The organism is Peribacillus sp. AS_2, assembly GCF_026891895.1.
Taxonomy (GTDB): domain Bacteria; phylum Bacillota; class Bacilli; order Bacillales; family DSM-1321; genus Peribacillus; species Peribacillus frigoritolerans.
Map to the genome: position 1 here is coordinate 42,516 of NZ_JAPTGA010000003.1, position 18,323 is coordinate 60,838.

An 18,323-nucleotide genomic window follows, 5' to 3' on the forward strand; every position below is an offset into this window, starting at 1 on the left:
GTAAAAGGAGCAGGGATTCTTGCAAACTTTTTATGTGTTTTCGATTAAAGCTGCATCAGGTTATTATTCTATGAAAATTAAAACTTGGTAGTAAGCTCAATAAAGAATCATGGAATTTAAAAAAACTACCCTTTCAGCATGTATCCTAATAGACCCCTTATTCATTAATGGTGTTATAATATTCTGAAAAAGGGGGAGAGATGATGGAGGAGAATGTGCTAAAAGCGATTCAAGATGATTATCCAGATGCATTTGCATGGTGTTATGGATGCGGTCGCTTGAACAAAGATGGTCATCATTTTCGAACAGGTTGGCAAGACGAGCAAACAAGGACTATCTATACACCACGTCCAGAGCATATTGCAATTCCAGGATTTGTTTATGGCGGCTTGATTGCCTCTTTAATTGATTGTCACGGAACAGGTTCCGCTGCATTGGCTTTACACCGTAAAAACGGTCATGAAGTTGGAGATGGAGTGGAACCACCCAGGTTCGTGACTGCGTCACTGAATGTGGAGTTCGTAAAGCCAACCCCAAATGATGTGCCATTAATGGCCGTTGGGACGATTCATGAAATTCACCCTAAGAAATGGAGAATCAAAACAGAGGTATTTGCACTCGATAAACTTTGCGCCCGTGGAGAGGTAATCGCTGTGGTGATGCCAAGTACTTTTACAAGTAAAGAGTGATCTTAATTAATGTAAACGCATCGAATCCGGAATTAGATGTACTATCAAAGGGCCGTCCAATTATTTGGACGGTTATTTAGTGTATCTGAGTATCCATTTCAAGCATGTTATCGTAATAAAGGGGCATGTAGCTGGGATTACAAGCGAATAGTAAGATATTAATATACTTACATTATAAGCAAAGGGAAGTTGCATGGATGGAAATAAACGTAGAGATAGATGAGGAGATCAAGGCGATAGAGGAGCTTATCCGCAATCATGAATGGAAAGAGGAAGTGCAGGAATTGATGGAGCGCTTGAAGGAGAGGAAAAGACCGTATTTTGTCGGCAGAAAAGGAGAAATGCAGCCTGTTTTCCGGGCAGAGAAATCATCTGTTTGTTCACAGAGCAAGGTTCCATAATGGTGCGGACGAAACAGGGGATTTTCGAAATGAAAGAAAGGTTATATGAACTGGAAAGGGAACTTCCTGGTGCTTTTCTGGTGAGTTTGGGACAATTACTCGTGAGTTTGGTGTTTTTCTGGTGAGTTTGGAGTAATTACTCGAGAGTTTGGAGCGAATACTCGTGAGTTGATGCTATTACTCGTGAGTTTGGAGCGAATACTCGTGAGTTTGGCGCTTTTACTCGTGAATTTGGTGATTTTACTCGTGAGTTTGGAGCGAATACTCGTGAAACACAGAAACGAACATGCTTTTTTTCATTGTCATTACGCTGCATCTTGAATTCAAAGAAGAGTTCGTTGTATTGACCTGCCAGCTTCATGATACTTTTATGAACTGATTTAGGTTCAATTGTAAAAGCTGCAAAACGGTGATTTAACTCCATTGTGATGGAACAGATGCCATGAATCCTCTGGAATTTCGATGAAAGCCCTTATACCTGCTCGATCTACAGTCATTTCATTTTAATTTTTCTGAGGTATTCATCCTTGCCTTGGAATGTAAATAAAGAGACACCGCTTCCTGTTGCATCGGAGTCTCTTAATATTTTATCAATTTTGTATCATTATCATTTCATCGTAGATCAAGTTTTGTCTAATCTCAGTTGCTGTTTGTATGGATATTTGCTCATCTTCAACCATTTGCGCAATGATATCACGTTCGATTTGCATCGCATTCAACTGAAATTGACTTACCATCTCTTCAAAGCGTTTTGCTTCTTTTTCATTTAATGTTCCGAACGGATTCAAATAACGATTATATCTTTGGATGACAAGCATGACTTCATGGCGGTTTTCAGGTGCAGTTTGTTGTTTGATCAATAAAATGGCTTCCTTTGAAGCTTCTTTTTGTGCTTTACGAAACTCCCTGATCAGGTCAGCATTTTTAACGATGGAGTCCTCTAATTTCGCTTCCCATTTCTTATCCCATTTGACATTGATCTTTTTCTTGAAAAGAATGGCCTGCAAATTGATCCAAGCCCTTTTCATGGAGGATTTTTGCATATAATTCGAGGTTCTTGAAAGATACACTTTATATAGTTCAAAGGCTGTTTCAGATATAGTCCCTTTTTCGACTAATCCAGAAACGACTTCAAATTCCTTATTGGCTCCTAGCTCCACTAATTCGCGTATTGTCCGATCATCCGGTCGATTCGTTATTCCCCGTTCCAAATCTATCAGTTGTTCATTTAAATCTTCCATTACTTGATGGACCGCTTTCTGATTCTCGATGGTTGCTTCTTTGCTCAGTTGATTGATCGTTTTATTTAAAACAATTTTATAAGCCTCCTCAGAGGTTAGACGCTCATCTTTGAATTCAATCGGTGTCTTTACCAGTAATGGCAAGAGAACCGTAGCCAAGGTGACGCTTAACAATATAACGCAAGCTGCGATAAACAAGACTGTATTACGCATCGGGAATAAAGTGTCATCCCGCATGAAATATGGTATGGATAAAGCTGTAGCTAATGTAATGGTTCCATGAATGCCGCAAACGGATGTCAAAAATGCAAATCGGGATCTTGAAACATTCTCCTCATCGGTGTCATTGCTATCTTCTGGATGAACCCTGGACATAATGAATTGCTCTAATGGATTCACTCTGTTTTTCGTAAAAGTATCATGCAGGATGTATACCCATATAAAACGGATCACCAATAATAAAAGAACGATCAAGACACTTATCCCAAAAAGAATGCCCCTATTTAAGTTGGACTCAATTTCCTGATAAACACTCGGCAACATAAATCCTAACAAAGCAAATACAAGTCCATTCAAAACATAACCTAATACAGACCATGTATTAGTTGATACAATTTGCAATTTAGTCGTTGAACTCTGAAGGCGATCCCGCTCGATGCCATGAATGACACCTGCAGCAACAACTGCCAAGATTCCGGAAACATGGAATTCTTCAGCTGCCATATAGATGGCAAAAGGCGTAATTAGTTCAATGACAATAGACATTGGGATTTCCTCAAATCCATGAATCCGTAAAAATAATCGTAATTTAACGATTAAATAGCCCAATAGGATCCCTATAAAGATACCGCCTAAAGCTACAAATATAAAATTAAGCGAAGCATCTTTTATAGAAAACACTCCAGTTAAGGCAGCTGCCAGGGCAACTTTAAAAGCGACGATTCCGGCAGCATCATTGAAAAGTGATTCACCCTCAAGGATGGGCATCATGTTTCCAGGCAATTTCAATCCTTTTGTAATCGATTGTACCGCTACCGCATCCGTAGGGGTAATTGTTGCGGCTAAAGCAAAAGCCACAGCCATCGGCATATCAGGTATTAACCAGTGGATGAAATAGCCTCCTGCAAAAACCGTCACAAATACTAACCCAAAGGCCAATAACAGAATTGGCTTACGCAATTCTAGCATTTCTTTACGAGACGTATTTTTTCCTTCTGTAAAAAGCAGCGGAGCAATGACACAGATCATAAATAATGCTGAATGAAAATCAAATGATAATTGAAATGGTAATAATGAGAACACTGCTCCCATGGATATTTGATATATCGGAAGTGGGATACGAGGCCATATAGCATTTAATATTGTAGCGATTATTGTGGACACCAATAATCCGAGCAATGTGATTAAGAATGACATAGAATCTCCCTTATCTTCTAATGTTTTAGTCTGATTGCCCATGCAATGTATAAAAAAACAGAGGTGTTTAAAAAGCAAAATCCATCCTTTTAAAAGTAACCATACTATATGGTCAAAACAATACTTAGCCATGGACAGTGTTCTCGACTAACATATAGCCTCGGTTTTTGATATACCCCTTAGTTATTAATTACAAACAGGATATCACAAGAGTTTTCGGTTTATTCAAAATCAACTTATGACATGGTTTTTCCATGAAAATTAGTTCATGTCGGAAACAGGATTTTCTGTATAAAATACCCTTAATGAAGAAACATAGAAAAATGGAGTTAGAGCGACCTGCAAAAAAATGGGGGTAACCAGCTTGATTCGTAATATAGGCAAATTATTAAGAAATAAGAAAGTAAAAAAATCCCTGATGCAAAATGATTACCTGGATTCCAAGCCTGCAGATGCACTTGATGCGAATTTCAGTCTAAATGTAGAAACACTTCGTTCTGTTTATGATAATTGCTCGGATGTCATGTTCCGTTCGTTCTTACTTTTCGGAAAGACGCGGGCGATGCTTATTTACATTGCGGGACTCTCGGACATCGAGGCGATAGAGCAATATGTGCTATCTCCACTCATGCAGGAGTCATCAAAAGAACCACAACCATTAAATGAGTTTATTGAACATAAAATGCCCGTTCCTAAAGTGGTAAAAGTGAATATGTTGGCGGATTGCATTGAATCGATTTCCTCTGGAAACCCAATCCTTCTATATGAAGGGGGAAGCGATGGATTTTCTCTAGGATTGTCCAAATGGGAAAAGAGGGCCATTGAAGAACCTGTGGCAGAGGGAGGGGTTAGGGGGTCACGAGAGGGGTTTATTGAATCTCTAGAGGTAAATACGTCCCAATTGCGACGTATTATTAAAAGTCCTGCACTTAAAATACAATCGATGAAGATAGGAACTTATACCAGGACGAATGTTTCGATTGCTTATATTGATGGACTTGCGGATAAAACACTGATTGAAGAGATTACAACCCGGTTGGAACGAATTGAAATAGACGGAATTTTAGAAAGCGAGTACATCGAGGAAATGATCGAGGACAATCCGTATTCACCTTTCCCTCAAATCATGTCAACAGAACGTCCTGATGTCGCCTGTGCCAGTTTGCTGGAGGGACGGGCTGTCATTCTTGTTGAAGGAACCCCTTTTACATTAATTGCACCAATAACCTTCTTTTCTTTGATTCAATCACAAGAGGATTATGCTCAACGTTTTTGGGCAGGCACTTTTATCCGTTGGTTACGATATTTTTTTATGGGATTATCCCTTTTGCTTCCATCACTTTATGTTGCTATTTTGACGTTCCATCATGAGGCGGTCCCAACCGCACTCCTGTTAAGTGTAGCGGCATCCCGGGAATCGGTCCCTTTTCCTGCAATTGTAGAGGCATTGGCTATGGAAATTACGTTTGAAGCACTAAGAGAGGCAGGGGTTCGCTTGCCGAAGCAGGTAGGTTCTGCCGTTAGCATTGTTGGAGCGCTGGTGATTGGTCAAGCTTCCGTACAAGCGGGATTGGTTTCAGCGCCAATGGTCATTGTGGTTGCGATTACGGGAATCGCTTCTTTTATGATGCCTCGCTATATTGCCGGAATTGCTTTCCGGATGCTGCGTTTCCCAATGATGCTGCTTGCAGGTACCTTAGGACTGCTTGGCATCATGATGGGGATCATCGCCATAGTCATTCACTTATGCAGCTTGCGTTCCTTTGGCGTTCCATACTTAGCGCCACTGGCGCCGTTAAAAGGTAAAGAGCTGAAAGATGTACTGTGGAGAGCTCCTTGGTGGAGGATGGATACACGCCCGCGTCTCACAGGGGATTCTAATGTATACCGTCAAGCCCCGGAACAGAGTCCAAATCCAAAAAGGGGGAGTGAAACGGAGTGAATAATAACTGGAGGCGAAAAAGCATATTAGAGAAAGGAAAGAGGCGTCATTTCATGAAACATGTCCTTCTTTTGCTCGTTATTTGTGGAACGACCCCTTTTCTAAGCGGTTGTTGGGATCGAATAGAAATCACTGATTTGGCGATTGTCACAGCAGCCGCCATCGATAAGAAGGGTAATGATCAAATCGAACTATCCGTCCAAGTCTTTATTCCAAGTTCAATAAGCAGTGGAGGCGGTCAAGGAGGGGGCAGTCAAGGGGGAGGTGGGGTTACGACAATGGTGAGAAATGAAAAAGGCTCCAATATTTCAGATGCATTGTCTAAGCTTCAAAGCAAGCTTCCGCGAAAAGTATTTTGGGGACATTGTAAAGTTTTTGTATTCGGTGAAAAGTTAGCGAAGGAAGGAATTCAAGAGCAGCTGGATTTTTTGCTGCGCCATCCTCAGCCAAGAGAGAAAGCAAATGTGTATGTCAGCAAAGGGGAAGCAAAGCCTATTCTTGAATCTTTGCCACCCTTGGAAAACTATTCAGGGGAAGTGCTGAGAGAGCTATCCGATTTACATATCGGGATGCTGGTCACAATGCAGGATTTAGATGAAATGTTAACCGGTAGGCCTCAAGCGGCCGCAATTCCAATGGTTAAAATATTGCCGCCGGGTAAAGGGCAAACGAAATTACAGGGAATTCCTTACATTTTCGGTACGGCCGTGTTCAAAAAAGATAAAATGACTGGAACGATGACTGAAAAGGAAACTAGAGGGCTATTGTGGTTAAGGGATGAAGTGGAATCATACACCGTTACCTTCCAACCCAAAGGGGTGAAAGGGAAGATATCTTTAAGTCCAGTGTCAGCCAAAGTCAAGATTATCCCGCAAATTATCAATGATAAGTGGAAATTGTTGGTGAAAATAAGTACGGATGGAGCTGTTATACAAAATGGAACGAATTTAAACCTTTCAAATCCTAAGTCTCTAAAAGCAGCAGAACGAGCATATCAAACAGATATAGAAAATCGCATTAGGATGGCTTTTCTGCATATTCAGCATAAGAAATCGGACATTTTAGGATTGGGTAAAGATTTCTATCGGAAATATCCTAAACAGTTTAATAAGGTAGATAACCACTGGGATGAGATATTCGCGGAAATGGAAGTGGAAGTCGATGTTGCGGCCCATATTCGGAGACAGGGCTATATAAACAAACCGGCGGGGTTGTCTGAAAATGAGGTGAAGGACAAGTGAGATGGGGGGCTTTTATTTGTACAACCGTGATCGTAGCTTTAATCATTTTGTATGAATGGCCGAAAATGAAACAAAATCCTAAAAAAGATAAAGTGGCATTTCTTACACTGCTTCTCACTGGCTTGGTTCTATCCATGTTCAATCTCCCACAGATGTCAGGACCCACTCAATGGATCGAAACTCTTTTCAGGCCATTTGGAGAGTTTATGGAAAAGTGAGTCTATTAGTGGGTGTTGCGGGATTAATTTCATTCTATTAAGAAAGGAGGAAGCAGATGGAGAAAGGGAAAATTTCATCTCTGCAGATGGCATTCATGTTGTATCCCGCGATTGTGGCAACGGCTATTCTCGGGGTTCCCAGCATCACAGCGAAATATGCAAAAACTGATTTATGGCTGTCCCCCATTTTTGCTGCGCTCATAGGATATCTGACGGTGTATATCGCTTATAAACTGCACCAGCTGTATCCAAAACAAACGGTGATCCAATTCAGTGAAAAGATCATTGGTCGGATTCCGGGGAAAATTTTTGGTTTTTTACTCTTGTTTTTTTATATCCAGAACACGGGGCTACTCGTTAGAGGCTACGCAGAATTTGTTGTCGGCTCTTTTCTGGTACGTACCCCGATTAGTGTGATCATGGTATCGATGGTGCTTCTATGTGCGTTCATCGTGCGCGGAGGGATAGAAGTGTTGGGGCGAGCTGCACAATTGTTTGTACCTGTTTTCATTTTTCCAATCTTTATCTTAATCATTTTACTGATTCCTGATCTTGAATTCAAGAATATATTCCCGGTATTGGCGGATGGTATAATGCCCCCAATCAAGGGTTCGATTGTACCGGGTGGATGGTTCAGCGAGTTTTTCCTGATGATTTTTCTTCTTCCTTTTTTGGTAGATATGAAAAAAGGGATGAAGTCCGGTATGGTGACTGTGTTTGCCGTGATGATGACGTTAATTGTGGTGAATCTTACGGTTCTTTTTGTACTTGGGTCAACAACATCCACAAAACTTTACCCCTTGATGAATGTATCTCGATACATCAGTTTTGCCGACTTTTTTGAACATGTAGAATCCGCCGTTATGGCGGTATGGATTGTAGGGGCGTTTGTGAAAATTTCCGTTTTTTATTATGCATGTGCTTTAGGTACAGCGCAGTGGCTGAATCTCTCCGATTATCGACCTGTTGTATGGCCGGTTGGGATTTTTATTGTCATATTCAGTTTGTGGTCGCTGCCTAGCTCTGTGGATGTCAGTCGTAATGATATCAACGTCTTTCCGTTACAAGGGATTTTGATGCAAACGATTATTCCTCTGTTATTGTTGTTGATTGCTGTTGTAAGGAAAAGAAATCGTAAAGGAACCGAAACCAGCCGAATGGATTGAAACTCTTTTTTAAGCCGATTGAAGAGTTTATGAAAAAGTAAAACGATCAGTGGGCTTTGTGATTTCAAATTTTCATACTATCACGGAAAGGAGGAAGATGATGGAGAAAGGAAAAATTTCATCTTTACAAATGGCATTCATGTTGTATCCAACGATTGTGGCAACGGCTGTTCTCGGTGTTCCAAGCATCACAGCGAAATATGCTAAAACTGATTTATGGCTTTCCCCCATTTTGGCGTCCCTCATCGGGTATGCGACGGTGTATATCACTTATAAACTTCACAAACTTTATCCGAAACTAACGGTTATCCAATTCAGTGAACAGATCATTGGTCGGATTCCGGGGAAAATTCTCGGTTTTTTATTCTTGTTTTTTTATATCCCGATCACAGGGCAGATCCTAAGAAGTTACGGGGAATTCATTGTCGACTCTTTTCTGGTCAAAACCCCGATTAGCGTGATCATGGCATCGATGGTACTCCTTTGTGCCTTTATCGTACGCGGAGGGATAGAGGTGATGGGGAGAGCTGCTCAATTGTTGGTTCCCGTTTTTATCTTTCCAATCCTAATTTTAATCGTCCTCCTGGGCCCTGATCTTGAATTTAAGAATATATTGCCGATATTGGGGAATGGAATTATGCCTCCAATCAAGGGCTCGATTGTACCGGGTGGATGGTTCAGCGAGTTTTTTCTGATGATTTTTCTCCTCCCTTTTTTAACCGATATGAAAAAAGGGATGAAATCCGGGATGATGTCTGTTTTTGCCGTGATGATTACGTTAATTGTGGTGAATCTTATGGTTCTTTTTATACTCGGGTCAACAACATCAACAAAGAATTATCCCGTGATGAATGTATCTCGGTACATCAGTTTGGCCGACTTTTTTGAACATCTGGAGTCCGCCATCATGGCCGTATGGATAGTAGGAGCGTTTGTGAAAATTTCCGTGTTTTATTATGCGGCTGCTTTGGGTACAGCGCAGTGGCTGAATCTCTCCGACTATCGTCCTGTTGTATGGCCGATAGGGATTTTGATTGTAGAATTCAGCTTTTGGTCGTATCCCAGCTCCATGGTTGTCAGTCGATATGATATCGTCGCCTTCCCTTTTCATGGAATTTTGATGCAAACGATTATTCCTCTGTTATTGTTGGTGATTGCTATGATCCGTAAAAGAAATAGACAGAGAAAGGGAAGCAAATCAAGCTAAGCTTTTCTGCCGATTTTTTGATATTTAATTTAAAAGGAGCTCTATCTTAATGTTAAAACAAAGTTGATTGAAAGGTATGAGACCCCTAGTCGCTTCCATGGGAGAACCCGCAGACGCAATGGCGCCGAGGGCCCTACGTTCCAATCAACGGCCAAATTTAAAAACTTATAAAATGTAGAAAGACTCAATTATTATGGAGTTTGTCTACAGTCTGCAACCATTCCGTTTCCGAATGGTTTTTTGCTGCGGGTTGAAAACTGGAAATCATCAGATGTACTTTGCAAAAGTTTAAAAAAATTAACAATTTTTTTCAAACCGTTTGGAAGTTTGTCCCGTTATCTATAGTACAAAGGCTTTTTAGAAGGGGGAGAAGAAAGACTTGAAAAAGGTCATTTTTGTAGGGTGGATATCATTGATGCTAGTACTGTTAGGATTTTCACCGGAAATGGGTTCGAATCGGGGGCAAGCTGTCAACGATGTCGTAAAAGTATATGGACCAGGAGGACCTTTTGGACCTATCAAGGAAGTGGCGGAACGATTCACCCAAGAAACGGGGATAAAAGTTGAAGTAACAGCGGGACCCGAAGAAAAATGGATTGATCAAGCCAAACAGGATGCGGATATTATTTACGGGGGGTCCGAGTATATGCTAACAGAATTCATGCATGATCATCCGGAGGTCCTTGATGGAAAAAACCGTACAGAATTGTATGCACGGTCAGCTGGAATTCTGGTTAGAAAAGGAAACCCAAAGAATATCCAGTCATTGGAGGATCTAACGAAGAAGGGCATAAAGATTGTGGATGTTAATGGAGCCGGGCAACTGGGTCTATGGGAAGATTTGGCTGGAAGAAAAGGATTGATTCCTGGAATTAGCAGGAATATTGACATTTCAGTGAAGTCCAGTGCAGAAGCTATTAATTTATGGAAGGCAAATTCAAAATTGGACGCCTGGATTACATATGAATCCTGGCATTACCGTCTGGCGGATGTGACGGACCTGGTTCAGCTCCCTGAGGAAGACAAGCTCTATAGAGGGACCCCGGTAAGCATAACAAGTAAGAGTGGAAACAAGAAAAAGGCAAAACAATTCATTGCTTATCTTAAAACGGAAGAATCCCATCAAGTTTTTCAAAAATGGGGATGGAAGTAAAATTTATGAGGAGTGAGAGTATATGAAAAAGTGGATGGTATTTTCAGTTTTTATGATGGTCTTAGTATTGGCGGCATGTGGAAATGAAGCGAAGGATTCACCCGAAAAGGATCAAGCTGTTAGTGGTACTGCCGATGAAAAAGCGGTAACCCTAAAATTATTGGAAAGTAAACCATTAGGCGAATACCTGGCTGATTCCAAGGGAATGGCACTTTACTATTTCAAGAATGATAAATCAGGAAAAAGCAATTGCATGGGTGATTGTCTGAAAAAATGGCCGCCGTTCATGGAAAGCGATTTTGCTGTCCCTAAAGGATTTGAGGAAAATGACTTTGGAACCATTCAAAGGGAAGATACAGGGGAAGAGCAGGTGACGTACAAAGGATTTCCACTCTACTATTTTGCGAATGATAAGGTAGCGGGAGATGTCAATGGTGAAGGTGTGAAAAATGTTTGGTATATTGTGAATAATAAGACTATTTTTCCGAAGTAAGAAAAAGGGGCGATCAGTGATGGTCGTTCCTGTTATATATTTTTTCCAAATTTACTTGTGAGGAGTTGCAGGTGCGATTGAAAGAAAAACTTGATAAGGAATTGATGGCATTAGTCATGAAAAAGCATCGTCCTGCTCTGGAAGAACTTTATGACCGCTATATTAAATTAATCTATGGTTATATTTTTAAGTTCACAAATGGAAATGCTGAAAAAACAAAGGAGATTGTGCAGTTGGTCTTTTTAAAGCTCTGGACCACAAAAAGCAGTTACAATCCCGAAAAGGGGCACTTTGTCAGCTGGCTTTTGACCGTTACACGAAATGTGTGTGTGGATTATGTCCGTAAAGACAGCGTTCATATCCGGAATAACAAACACATGGACATGAGTCATCCAATAGACATAGAAGATCCTAATAATAATATAGAAAATGGGCTATTGCACAGTGAAATTGCCAAGGCAAAAAATAAGTTAAGCAAGCCGCAAAAAAGGCTGATTGATTTACTGTATTGGAAAGGGTACTCGTTAACGGAAATTGCCAAAATTGAAAATGAACCGGTTGGTACCATCAAGAGCAGACTTCACCAGTCGCTTAAATTGTTGAAAAAGCATTTGGAAGTAGGTGGTTTGTAAATGAATACAGAGTGCGCTAACCTGCTTTCATTTTTATCGGGTGAACTGGGAGAAAAAGAAAAAAAGGCATTCACGGAACACTTAATGCACTGCTCTGAATGCACTAGGGAGTATGAACAAATGACAGAAGCCTGGAATTCATTGAAATGGGATTTTGAAGAAATGGAACCTTCATCTTCCCTGAAATCAGAGGTCATGAATTTTCTCTTTGAGACTGACGATGAAGTTCCGGTGAGAAGGGAAAAGAATTGGAGTAGCTTTTTCTTTAAGCAGTTTACACCAGTCACTTCAGGTCTCTTGCTGGCTGCACTGGTTTTGGCGTTTGTGCTGTTATATTCCAATATTCAACTGAAAAAAGAACTTGCAGCTATCAATCTGCCAATGGAGGTTAAAACGTCGCTATCTTTGCAGCCTGCTGATAAAACCGCTGTAAATATGAGTACGGACGGTGCTGCATACATTTTGCAGCAAGGTGAAGAAAGAAGGTTAATCGTTCAGATTCAGAATTTGCCTAGCCTTCAGAAGTCCGAGGTGTATCAGGTGTGGTTACTGAAAGATGGAAAACGGACAAATGCAGGAACTTTCAAGCCTGATGAAGCCGGCACAGGATCATTGACATACAAACTGTCCATTAATGATAAATTCAATCAAATTGGCATCACAAGAGAACCAGATGCAAATAGTACAAAGCCGAGAGGCGAAAAAATAGTAGGATCTTCTTAAAAATAAGAGACTTTCCCGCAAAGGGGAAGTCTCTTATTTTCTGTTCGTACCTGAATTTAATAGCTAAGTGCTTTAAACAAGAAGAAGTCTCCGCGATTAACAATGGGAGCTCATTTGAATTGGAATATAAGTGTTTACCATTCACCATGATCACTAGCAACGAATAACCAGCATGTCGGGTGGGGGAAAATGGACTTGTTTAAAGTTAAACAAGCATTTTCATTTCCATGATACCTATTTATTCATTAAGTCCCCACAGTACTCCCGGATCAACGCTGAGGCTTTCGTTTGGCTGATAGAGAGGTCCTTCGCGACTTTCCTTGATGATTTATATGTTTGGTAAGATTTCCTGATCAATATCCGTTTCGTTTCATCAAGTGCTTTATCGAGAGTAGTGGGGAGATCAATCTGTGTGACCTGTTCAACGTTCTCGGTTATCATTTCAGGCAAGTCGGACATCAGGATAACGGAGTCACTTATTAAGACCAACCGTTCAATCAAGTTTTCGAGCTGGCGTACATTGCCTGGCCATGAATAATGAATTAATAGGTTCAAGCATTCTTCCGAAATGACTTTATTTTCATGATACCTTTCATTGAACTTATTTAAAAAATTGTACGTAAGGGGAATGATATCTTCTTTACGTTCCCGCAATGGAGGCAATTGAATATCAATCACATTCAAACGGTAAAATAAATCTTCCCGGAATCTTTTATCATTGACCATTTCTATTAAGTTCTGGTTTGTTGCGGCGACGATGCGGATGTCGACTTTTTTCATTTCGCTGCCGCCGACGGGAATGAATTGCTTGTCCTGGATTACTTGGAGAAGCTTTGCCTGCAGAGCGAGCGGTATTTCCCCAATTTCATCAAGAAAGACAGTGCCGCCGTCTGCGGATTCAATCAATCCGCGTTTTCCAGTTTTATTTGCACCGGTAAATGCTCCTTTTGAATAGCCGAATAGTTCGGATTCGAGCAGTTCCTCCGGAATGGCTGCACAGTTGATCGTCAGGAAAGGTTTGCTTTTCCGCTTACTGATCCGGTGGATGAAATGGGCAAGCACACCTTTACCCGTTCCAGACTCCCCCTGGATCAAAATCGTGGAATCCGTTGGTGCCACCTTTTCACAAAAAGTGAGGATGCGGTTGATTTTACCGCTATTAGTAATAAATCTCCCCGTTTCATCTTCGTCATGAGTCAATTTCGACTCACTACTTGCTTCATTTGCTTTTAACATTTTATACGTTTGTGTTTCTGTGGATGTAGTGACCACCAGTTCAATTTCCCCTGCATCATTTAAAATTGGAATCGCCGATGTCATCAATTCAGCCCCAATATACGTTTGCTGTTTCATGTAGCAAGGCTTTTTTCTTTTAAATACTTCAGGCACGATGGAGGGCGTCCAGTATCCTTTTTCAAATAAGTCCACATTATTTTTGCCGATGACATCAGAAGGCTTCAGCCCATAATGGCGCTCACATGCCTTGTTGACGTAAAGAATCCGCTTTTCACCGTCAAGGACGAAAATCTCATCAGAGGAATGATCAAGAATTTTTAATAGAGTTTGGAGTGTCATCTCGACACTTTCAGTAGAATCCGTACTTTTCATAAGGTAATCCTCTCTTTTCAAAAGGGAATGAGTGAATTCTGAATAACGTTTCATCAAATTTGAGTTAATTATAACTCAATATGACAGCGTTTTCAAAAAGAATTCTAAATATTTAGTATATGAAAGGCGGTTTCCGTGGTTGGCACGCATATTGCAATATATAAAATTATCAATTGCTGAAATTGACGATTGGCTAGGTTTGCATTAATTATTGCATGCATTCACATGTAAGCAAAGCGATTCTAGTAAATGGAATCGTATTACGGAAGACATCCAGGGGGGAATGAGTTTGGAAGAAAAGTATGAAGTCACTGACATCACTATTATCGGGGGAGGACCGGTTGGTTTGTTTACCGCTTTTTATGCAGGGATGCGCCAAGCTTCAGTGAAAATCATTGAAAGTCTCCCTCAATTGGGAGGGCAGCTGTCTGCTTTGTACCCTGAAAAATATATTTATGATATTGCGGGTTTCCCAAAAATTCAGGCCCAAGACCTCATCAATCGATTACTGGAACAAATGGGTCAATTCAAAACGGATATATGTCTTAATCAATCTGTAGAGACCATTGTTCGTACTTCGGATGGGATATTTGCCATTACTACATCTGAAGAAACACATTATACGAAAGCGATAATCATCACTGCCGGAAACGGGGCATTTCAGCCTCGGAAATTAAAAATCGAAGGCGAAGAAAGATTTGAAAATGCCAACCTTCATTATTACGTTCAGAATATGAGTCAATTCGCTGATAAGAAAGTGGTTGTGTTCGGTGGCGGCGATTCGGCAGTCGACTGGTCGCTAATGCTTGAACCGATAGCTGAAAAAGTGACACTCATACACCGAAGGGAAAAATTTCGTGCCCATGAACACAGTGTAGAGCAGCTGAAACAATCCAAGGTTGAGGTCTTGACTCCTTATCTCCCTGACGAACTGATTGGAGAAGAAAGAATAGAAAAAGTGATTGTGACGGATGCAAAGAGTGGAAAACAGCTTGAATTGGAAGTCGATGACGTTCTCGTCAATTATGGATTCGTATCATCAATAGGCCCAATAAAGGATTGGGGCCTTGAAATTGAGAACAATTCCATCGTTGTCAATTCTAAAATGGAAACGAATATCAAAGGCATATACGCCGCAGGAGATATTTGCACGTACGAAGGGAAGGTGAAGCTGATTGCCAGCGGGTTCGGTGAAGCGCCTACAGCAGTGAGTAATGCAAAAGTTCATATCGACCCGAGTGCGAAAGTTCAGCCGCTGCACAGCACGAGCACAATGGGAGGAAAAGAGAAAAGCGCAACATCCGTTTAATTATGTGAAAGGGGGGAGCCACATGGCTATATACACAATGGTTGATCAGGAGACATGTATCGCTTGCGGGGCATGTGGAGCGACTGCACCGGAAATTTTCGATTATAACGATGAAGGGATCGCTTTTTCAATCCTGGATGCCAATACAGGAATAACTGAAGTGTCCGAAGATCTGGAGGAGGACTTGGAAGATGCTTTTGATGGTTGTCCGACAGATTCAATTAAGTTGGCGGCGGAACCTTTTGCCAATATACCAGTGACAGCCGGTTGAAGCGGAAGGCCGGATCAATTAAGGGATATTAATCTAAATAGGAATGCTTGTAATCATTTTTTAGGGGGAAATAATGATGGCTTATAACAAGGTGGAAAATGTTACGAATCGTACATTTGAAAGGACATTGACGTATGACAAATACACGGATCCGAAAGTTCTCGAAAAGGAAATCGATCTAGTATTCTCTAAATCTTGGCAGCTTGTGGGTCATGTCAGCCAATTGGAAAAAGTGGGATCATTCTTTACGACAGAGGTAGCTAATGAGCCGATCATCGTGAACCGTGGCCAGGATGAGGTGATCCGCGCTTTTTATAACGTATGTCCTCATCGTGCTACTAAGCTTGAAAAAAGTGAATCAGGCAAGAAGAAAATCTTGCAATGCAGTTATCATGGTTGGACATTCAAATTGGATGGGAAGTTGAACAAAGCGCCGAATTTCAAAGGCGAAGATGAAGCATGTGTTCAAGATGCCTGTTTACGCTCAGTACGCATGGAAATCTTGGAATCCCTAATTTTTGTAAACTTGGATGATCATGCGAAACCGCTTAGCGAATCTTATGGCGATTTCTTTGACCGTTTAAGTAAATACCCGTTTTTAAGTGAGTTAAAAAGAACAAGTCAAAAAACGAGGGTGATCAAGGCAAACTGGAAAGCGTTCATTGATAACTATTTAGAATGTGATCATTGCCATGTCGCACATCCAAGCTTTGTTGCAGCACTCGATATGGATGATTACCAAATCATTACTTGCGATAACTATTCACTGCAAGGTTCGATCGTTAAACCGGATAAAAATTACGGAACGGTCGATTTAAATCAGGCGGAAATGCAAGGTGGATCCTTTTTCTGGCTGTGGCCTAACTTGATGTTGACCATTTATCCAGGCCCCGGAAATATGGCAACCATTCAAATGGTTCCGATTGATCACGAAACGACTTTGGCTGTTTACACATATTATTTCCGCGATGAGAATTTGACTCAGGAAGAGAAAGATCTTGTTACGTTTGCCGAACAAGTCCGACAGGAAGATGTGGAACTAGTTGAGCTGGAACAAATAGGTTTCCGCTCCCGTGCCTTTAACAAAGGCAGATATTCCTCTTCGGAAAAAGCAATTGTTCAATTTCATGAAATGGTATTGGAGGCCCTAAATGAGTAAAATAGCGAATCAACTAAAATCAGTGAAACAATATCTAATGATCAATGGTGAAAAAGTGGAAACGGTAAGTTATGCTCCGCTATATTCCCCTTATTCCGGGGAAGAAATCGCCCAAATTGCCATGGCGGATAAAGAGCTGACGGAAAAGGCGATTGCAGCCGCTTACAATGCACGTGAAGTCATGGCAAAAATGCCAGCTTATCAAAGGGCGGATATATTGGAGAAGGCTGTCGCGTTATTAGTTGAGAATGCGGAAGAAGCGGCAGAAATCATATCCCGTGAATCAGCCAAACCGATCATGTTTGCAAAAGCGGAAGTTGGAAGGACCATCGAAACGTATAAGTTCTCGGCTGAAGAGGCTAAACGGATTCACGGTGAAATGATTCCTTTTGATGCAGCCGTAGGCGGGGTTGGCCGAATTGGTTACACGTTAAGAGAGCCGATCGGGGTCATTGGAGCCATCACCCCGTTTAACTTCCCGATGAATTTAGTGGCGCATAAAGTCGGACCGGCAATAGCGGCTGGGAACACCATTGTGTTGAAGCCAGCTTCGCAAACTCCACTCTCGGCACTTTTCATCGCAGAAATTTTTGAAAAGGCGGGTCTGCCGGCTGGCGTATTAAATGTGGTTACGGGTCCGGGCAGCACGGTCGGGGAAGCGATTGTAGAAAATGATCGGGTGAGCATGATCACATTCACAGGCAGCCCAAGCGTTGGAATCGGGATCCGCAACAAAGCCGGGCTGAAAAAGACCACACTTGAACTTGGCTCGAACTCGGCCTTAATCATTGATAAAGATATAGATATCGATAAAATTATTGATCGCTGCATCATGGGTGCTTTTTCCAATCAAGGGCAAGTTTGTATTTCATTGCAACGTGTGTATGCACATGAAGAAGTGTATGAAGAGTTTGTCGAAAAATTCACTGCAGCGGCCAAAAAACTTAGAATTGGCGATCCATTAGATCCGGATACGTATATTTCCTCCCTGATCTCCAAAGGGGAAACGGCACGTGTAATGGGCTGGATTGAGGAAACTAAAGACAGTAAGTCAACGATCGCTGCAGGGGGGGGATTGCAAGGGGACATTCTTGAACCTACAATCATTACAGATGCGGATCATACGTTAAAAGTTTCATGCCAGGAAGCATTTGCACCGGTTGTCATTGTCAATAAAGTGGGTTCAGTGATGGAAGCGATTGATCAAGTGAATGATTCCCGCTTTGGTTTGCAGGCCGGTATATACACAAACAATGTCAAAAACGCATTATACGCTTCACGGGAATTGCATGTAGGCGGTGTAATCATCAATGATGTACCTACCTATCGTGTCGATCAAATGCCATACGGCGGAGTAAAAGAAAGCGGGACTGGCCGTGAAGGCATTAAATACGCTGTGGAAGAAATGACCGAAATGAAATTGGTTGTTTGGAATCAAGACTGAAATCGAGGAG

At 41.3% G+C, this 18,323-nt stretch carries 17 protein-coding genes; 15 read left to right on the top strand and 2 right to left on the bottom strand.

The genetic code is table 11. The features are described 5' to 3' along the window. Window positions 1-203 precede the first annotated feature (203 nt). Window positions 204-689, top strand: coding sequence for a PaaI family thioesterase (locus OTG27_RS05810; RefSeq protein ID WP_268936466.1), 486 nt, complete (start codon window positions 204-206; stop codon window positions 687-689). 197 nt (window positions 690-886) lie between these two features. Next, the gene (locus OTG27_RS05815) at window positions 887-1,090 is read left to right on the top strand and encodes a hypothetical protein (RefSeq protein WP_268936467.1); all 204 of its coding nucleotides are present in this window, start codon (window positions 887-889) and stop codon (window positions 1,088-1,090) included. Between the two features lie 590 nt (window positions 1,091-1,680). Here the strand turns inward: OTG27_RS05815 and OTG27_RS05820 are convergent. Next, window positions 1,681-3,747 (bottom strand): Na+/H+ antiporter, encoded by a 2,067-nt coding sequence (locus OTG27_RS05820; RefSeq protein ID WP_268936468.1) that lies wholly within the window; start codon window positions 3,745-3,747, stop codon window positions 1,681-1,683. Window positions 3,748-4,165: 418 nt separating this feature from the next. Between OTG27_RS05820 and OTG27_RS05825 the strand changes: the two genes are divergently transcribed. The 9 genes from OTG27_RS05825 to OTG27_RS05865 all read left to right on the top strand — a co-directional run bounded on the left by OTG27_RS05825 (window position 4,166) and on the right by OTG27_RS05865 (window position 12,522). Beyond that, the gene (locus OTG27_RS05825; RefSeq protein WP_268936666.1) at window positions 4,166-5,689 is read left to right on the top strand and encodes a spore germination protein; all 1,524 of its coding nucleotides are present in this window, start codon (window positions 4,166-4,168) and stop codon (window positions 5,687-5,689) included. 53 nt (window positions 5,690-5,742) lie between these two features. Beyond that, complete coding sequence (locus OTG27_RS05830; RefSeq protein WP_268936469.1) at window positions 5,743-6,930, top strand: Ger(x)C family spore germination protein; 1,188 nt, start codon at window positions 5,743-5,745, stop codon at window positions 6,928-6,930. Beyond that, window positions 6,927-7,148, top strand: coding sequence for a hypothetical protein (locus tag OTG27_RS05835; protein ID WP_268936470.1), 222 nt, complete (start codon window positions 6,927-6,929; stop codon window positions 7,146-7,148). Before OTG27_RS05830 ends, OTG27_RS05835 begins: the two co-directional genes overlap by 4 nt. Before the next feature lie 56 nt (window positions 7,149-7,204). Continuing rightward, the gene (locus OTG27_RS05840; RefSeq protein ID WP_268936471.1) at window positions 7,205-8,314 is read left to right on the top strand and encodes a GerAB/ArcD/ProY family transporter; all 1,110 of its coding nucleotides are present in this window, start codon (window positions 7,205-7,207) and stop codon (window positions 8,312-8,314) included. Between the two features lie 100 nt (window positions 8,315-8,414). Then, complete coding sequence (locus tag OTG27_RS05845; RefSeq protein WP_268936472.1) at window positions 8,415-9,521, top strand: GerAB/ArcD/ProY family transporter; 1,107 nt, start codon at window positions 8,415-8,417, stop codon at window positions 9,519-9,521. A 415-nt stretch (window positions 9,522-9,936) separates the two neighbouring features. Then, a complete protein-coding gene (locus OTG27_RS05850) occupies window positions 9,937-10,674 on the top strand; it encodes an extracellular solute-binding protein (protein WP_374941247.1) in 738 nt (245 codons plus the stop codon). Window positions 10,675-10,696: 22 nt separating this feature from the next. After that, entirely contained in the window at window positions 10,697-11,167 is a 471-nt protein-coding gene (locus tag OTG27_RS05855; protein ID WP_268936474.1) for a COG4315 family predicted lipoprotein, read from the top strand. 77 nt (window positions 11,168-11,244) lie between these two features. Beyond that, on the top strand, window positions 11,245-11,799 hold the full coding sequence (locus OTG27_RS05860; protein ID WP_268936475.1) for an RNA polymerase sigma factor: 555 nt from the start codon (window positions 11,245-11,247) through the stop codon (window positions 11,797-11,799). Beyond that, window positions 11,800-12,522 (top strand): anti-sigma factor, encoded by a 723-nt coding sequence (locus OTG27_RS05865; RefSeq protein WP_268936476.1) that lies wholly within the window; start codon window positions 11,800-11,802, stop codon window positions 12,520-12,522. 234 nt (window positions 12,523-12,756) lie between these two features. On the opposite strand, the gene OTG27_RS05870 is transcribed toward OTG27_RS05865, so the two are convergent. Continuing rightward, entirely contained in the window at window positions 12,757-14,130 is a 1,374-nt protein-coding gene (locus OTG27_RS05870; protein WP_268936477.1) for a sigma-54 interaction domain-containing protein, read from the bottom strand. 289 nt (window positions 14,131-14,419) lie between these two features. Between OTG27_RS05870 and OTG27_RS05875 the strand changes: the two genes are divergently transcribed. The 4 genes from OTG27_RS05875 to OTG27_RS05890 all read left to right on the top strand — a co-directional run bounded on the left by OTG27_RS05875 (window position 14,420) and on the right by OTG27_RS05890 (window position 18,313). Then, the gene (locus OTG27_RS05875; RefSeq protein WP_268936478.1) at window positions 14,420-15,439 is read left to right on the top strand and encodes an NAD(P)/FAD-dependent oxidoreductase; all 1,020 of its coding nucleotides are present in this window, start codon (window positions 14,420-14,422) and stop codon (window positions 15,437-15,439) included. Between the two features lie 22 nt (window positions 15,440-15,461). After that, window positions 15,462-15,710, top strand: a complete 249-nt coding sequence (locus OTG27_RS05880; protein ID WP_268936479.1) for a ferredoxin — start codon at window positions 15,462-15,464, stop codon at window positions 15,708-15,710. Window positions 15,711-15,786: 76 nt separating this feature from the next. Then, window positions 15,787-16,869, top strand: coding sequence for an aromatic ring-hydroxylating oxygenase subunit alpha (locus OTG27_RS05885; RefSeq protein ID WP_063596645.1), 1,083 nt, complete (start codon window positions 15,787-15,789; stop codon window positions 16,867-16,869). Then, window positions 16,862-18,313: an aldehyde dehydrogenase family protein gene (locus OTG27_RS05890; protein ID WP_268936480.1), complete on the top strand. Its 1,452-nt coding sequence runs from the start codon at window positions 16,862-16,864 to the stop codon at window positions 18,311-18,313. Before OTG27_RS05885 ends, OTG27_RS05890 begins: the two co-directional genes overlap by 8 nt. The last annotated feature ends 10 nt before the right edge of the window (window positions 18,314-18,323 follow it).

Coding starts and splice junctions, on each gene's coding strand:
- OTG27_RS05810 (WP_268936466.1), top strand. CDS start 204: ATGGAGGAGAATGTGCTAAAAGCGATTCAAGATGATTATCCAGATGCA.
- OTG27_RS05815 (WP_268936467.1), top strand. CDS start 887: ATGGAAATAAACGTAGAGATAGATGAGGAGATCAAGGCGATAGAGGAG.
- OTG27_RS05820 (WP_268936468.1), bottom strand. CDS start 3,747: ATGTCATTCTTAATCACATTGCTCGGATTATTGGTGTCCACAATAATC.
- OTG27_RS05825 (WP_268936666.1), top strand. CDS start 4,166: ATGCAAAATGATTACCTGGATTCCAAGCCTGCAGATGCACTTGATGCG.
- OTG27_RS05830 (WP_268936469.1), top strand. CDS start 5,743: ATGAAACATGTCCTTCTTTTGCTCGTTATTTGTGGAACGACCCCTTTT.
- OTG27_RS05840 (WP_268936471.1), top strand. CDS start 7,205: ATGGAGAAAGGGAAAATTTCATCTCTGCAGATGGCATTCATGTTGTAT.
- OTG27_RS05845 (WP_268936472.1), top strand. CDS start 8,415: ATGGAGAAAGGAAAAATTTCATCTTTACAAATGGCATTCATGTTGTAT.
- OTG27_RS05850 (WP_374941247.1), top strand. CDS start 9,937: ATGCTAGTACTGTTAGGATTTTCACCGGAAATGGGTTCGAATCGGGGG.
- OTG27_RS05855 (WP_268936474.1), top strand. CDS start 10,697: ATGAAAAAGTGGATGGTATTTTCAGTTTTTATGATGGTCTTAGTATTG.
- OTG27_RS05865 (WP_268936476.1), top strand. CDS start 11,800: ATGAATACAGAGTGCGCTAACCTGCTTTCATTTTTATCGGGTGAACTG.
- OTG27_RS05870 (WP_268936477.1), bottom strand. CDS start 14,130: ATGAAAAGTACGGATTCTACTGAAAGTGTCGAGATGACACTCCAAACT.
- OTG27_RS05880 (WP_268936479.1), top strand. CDS start 15,462: ATGGCTATATACACAATGGTTGATCAGGAGACATGTATCGCTTGCGGG.
- OTG27_RS05885 (WP_063596645.1), top strand. CDS start 15,787: ATGGCTTATAACAAGGTGGAAAATGTTACGAATCGTACATTTGAAAGG.
- OTG27_RS05890 (WP_268936480.1), top strand. CDS start 16,862: ATGAGTAAAATAGCGAATCAACTAAAATCAGTGAAACAATATCTAATG.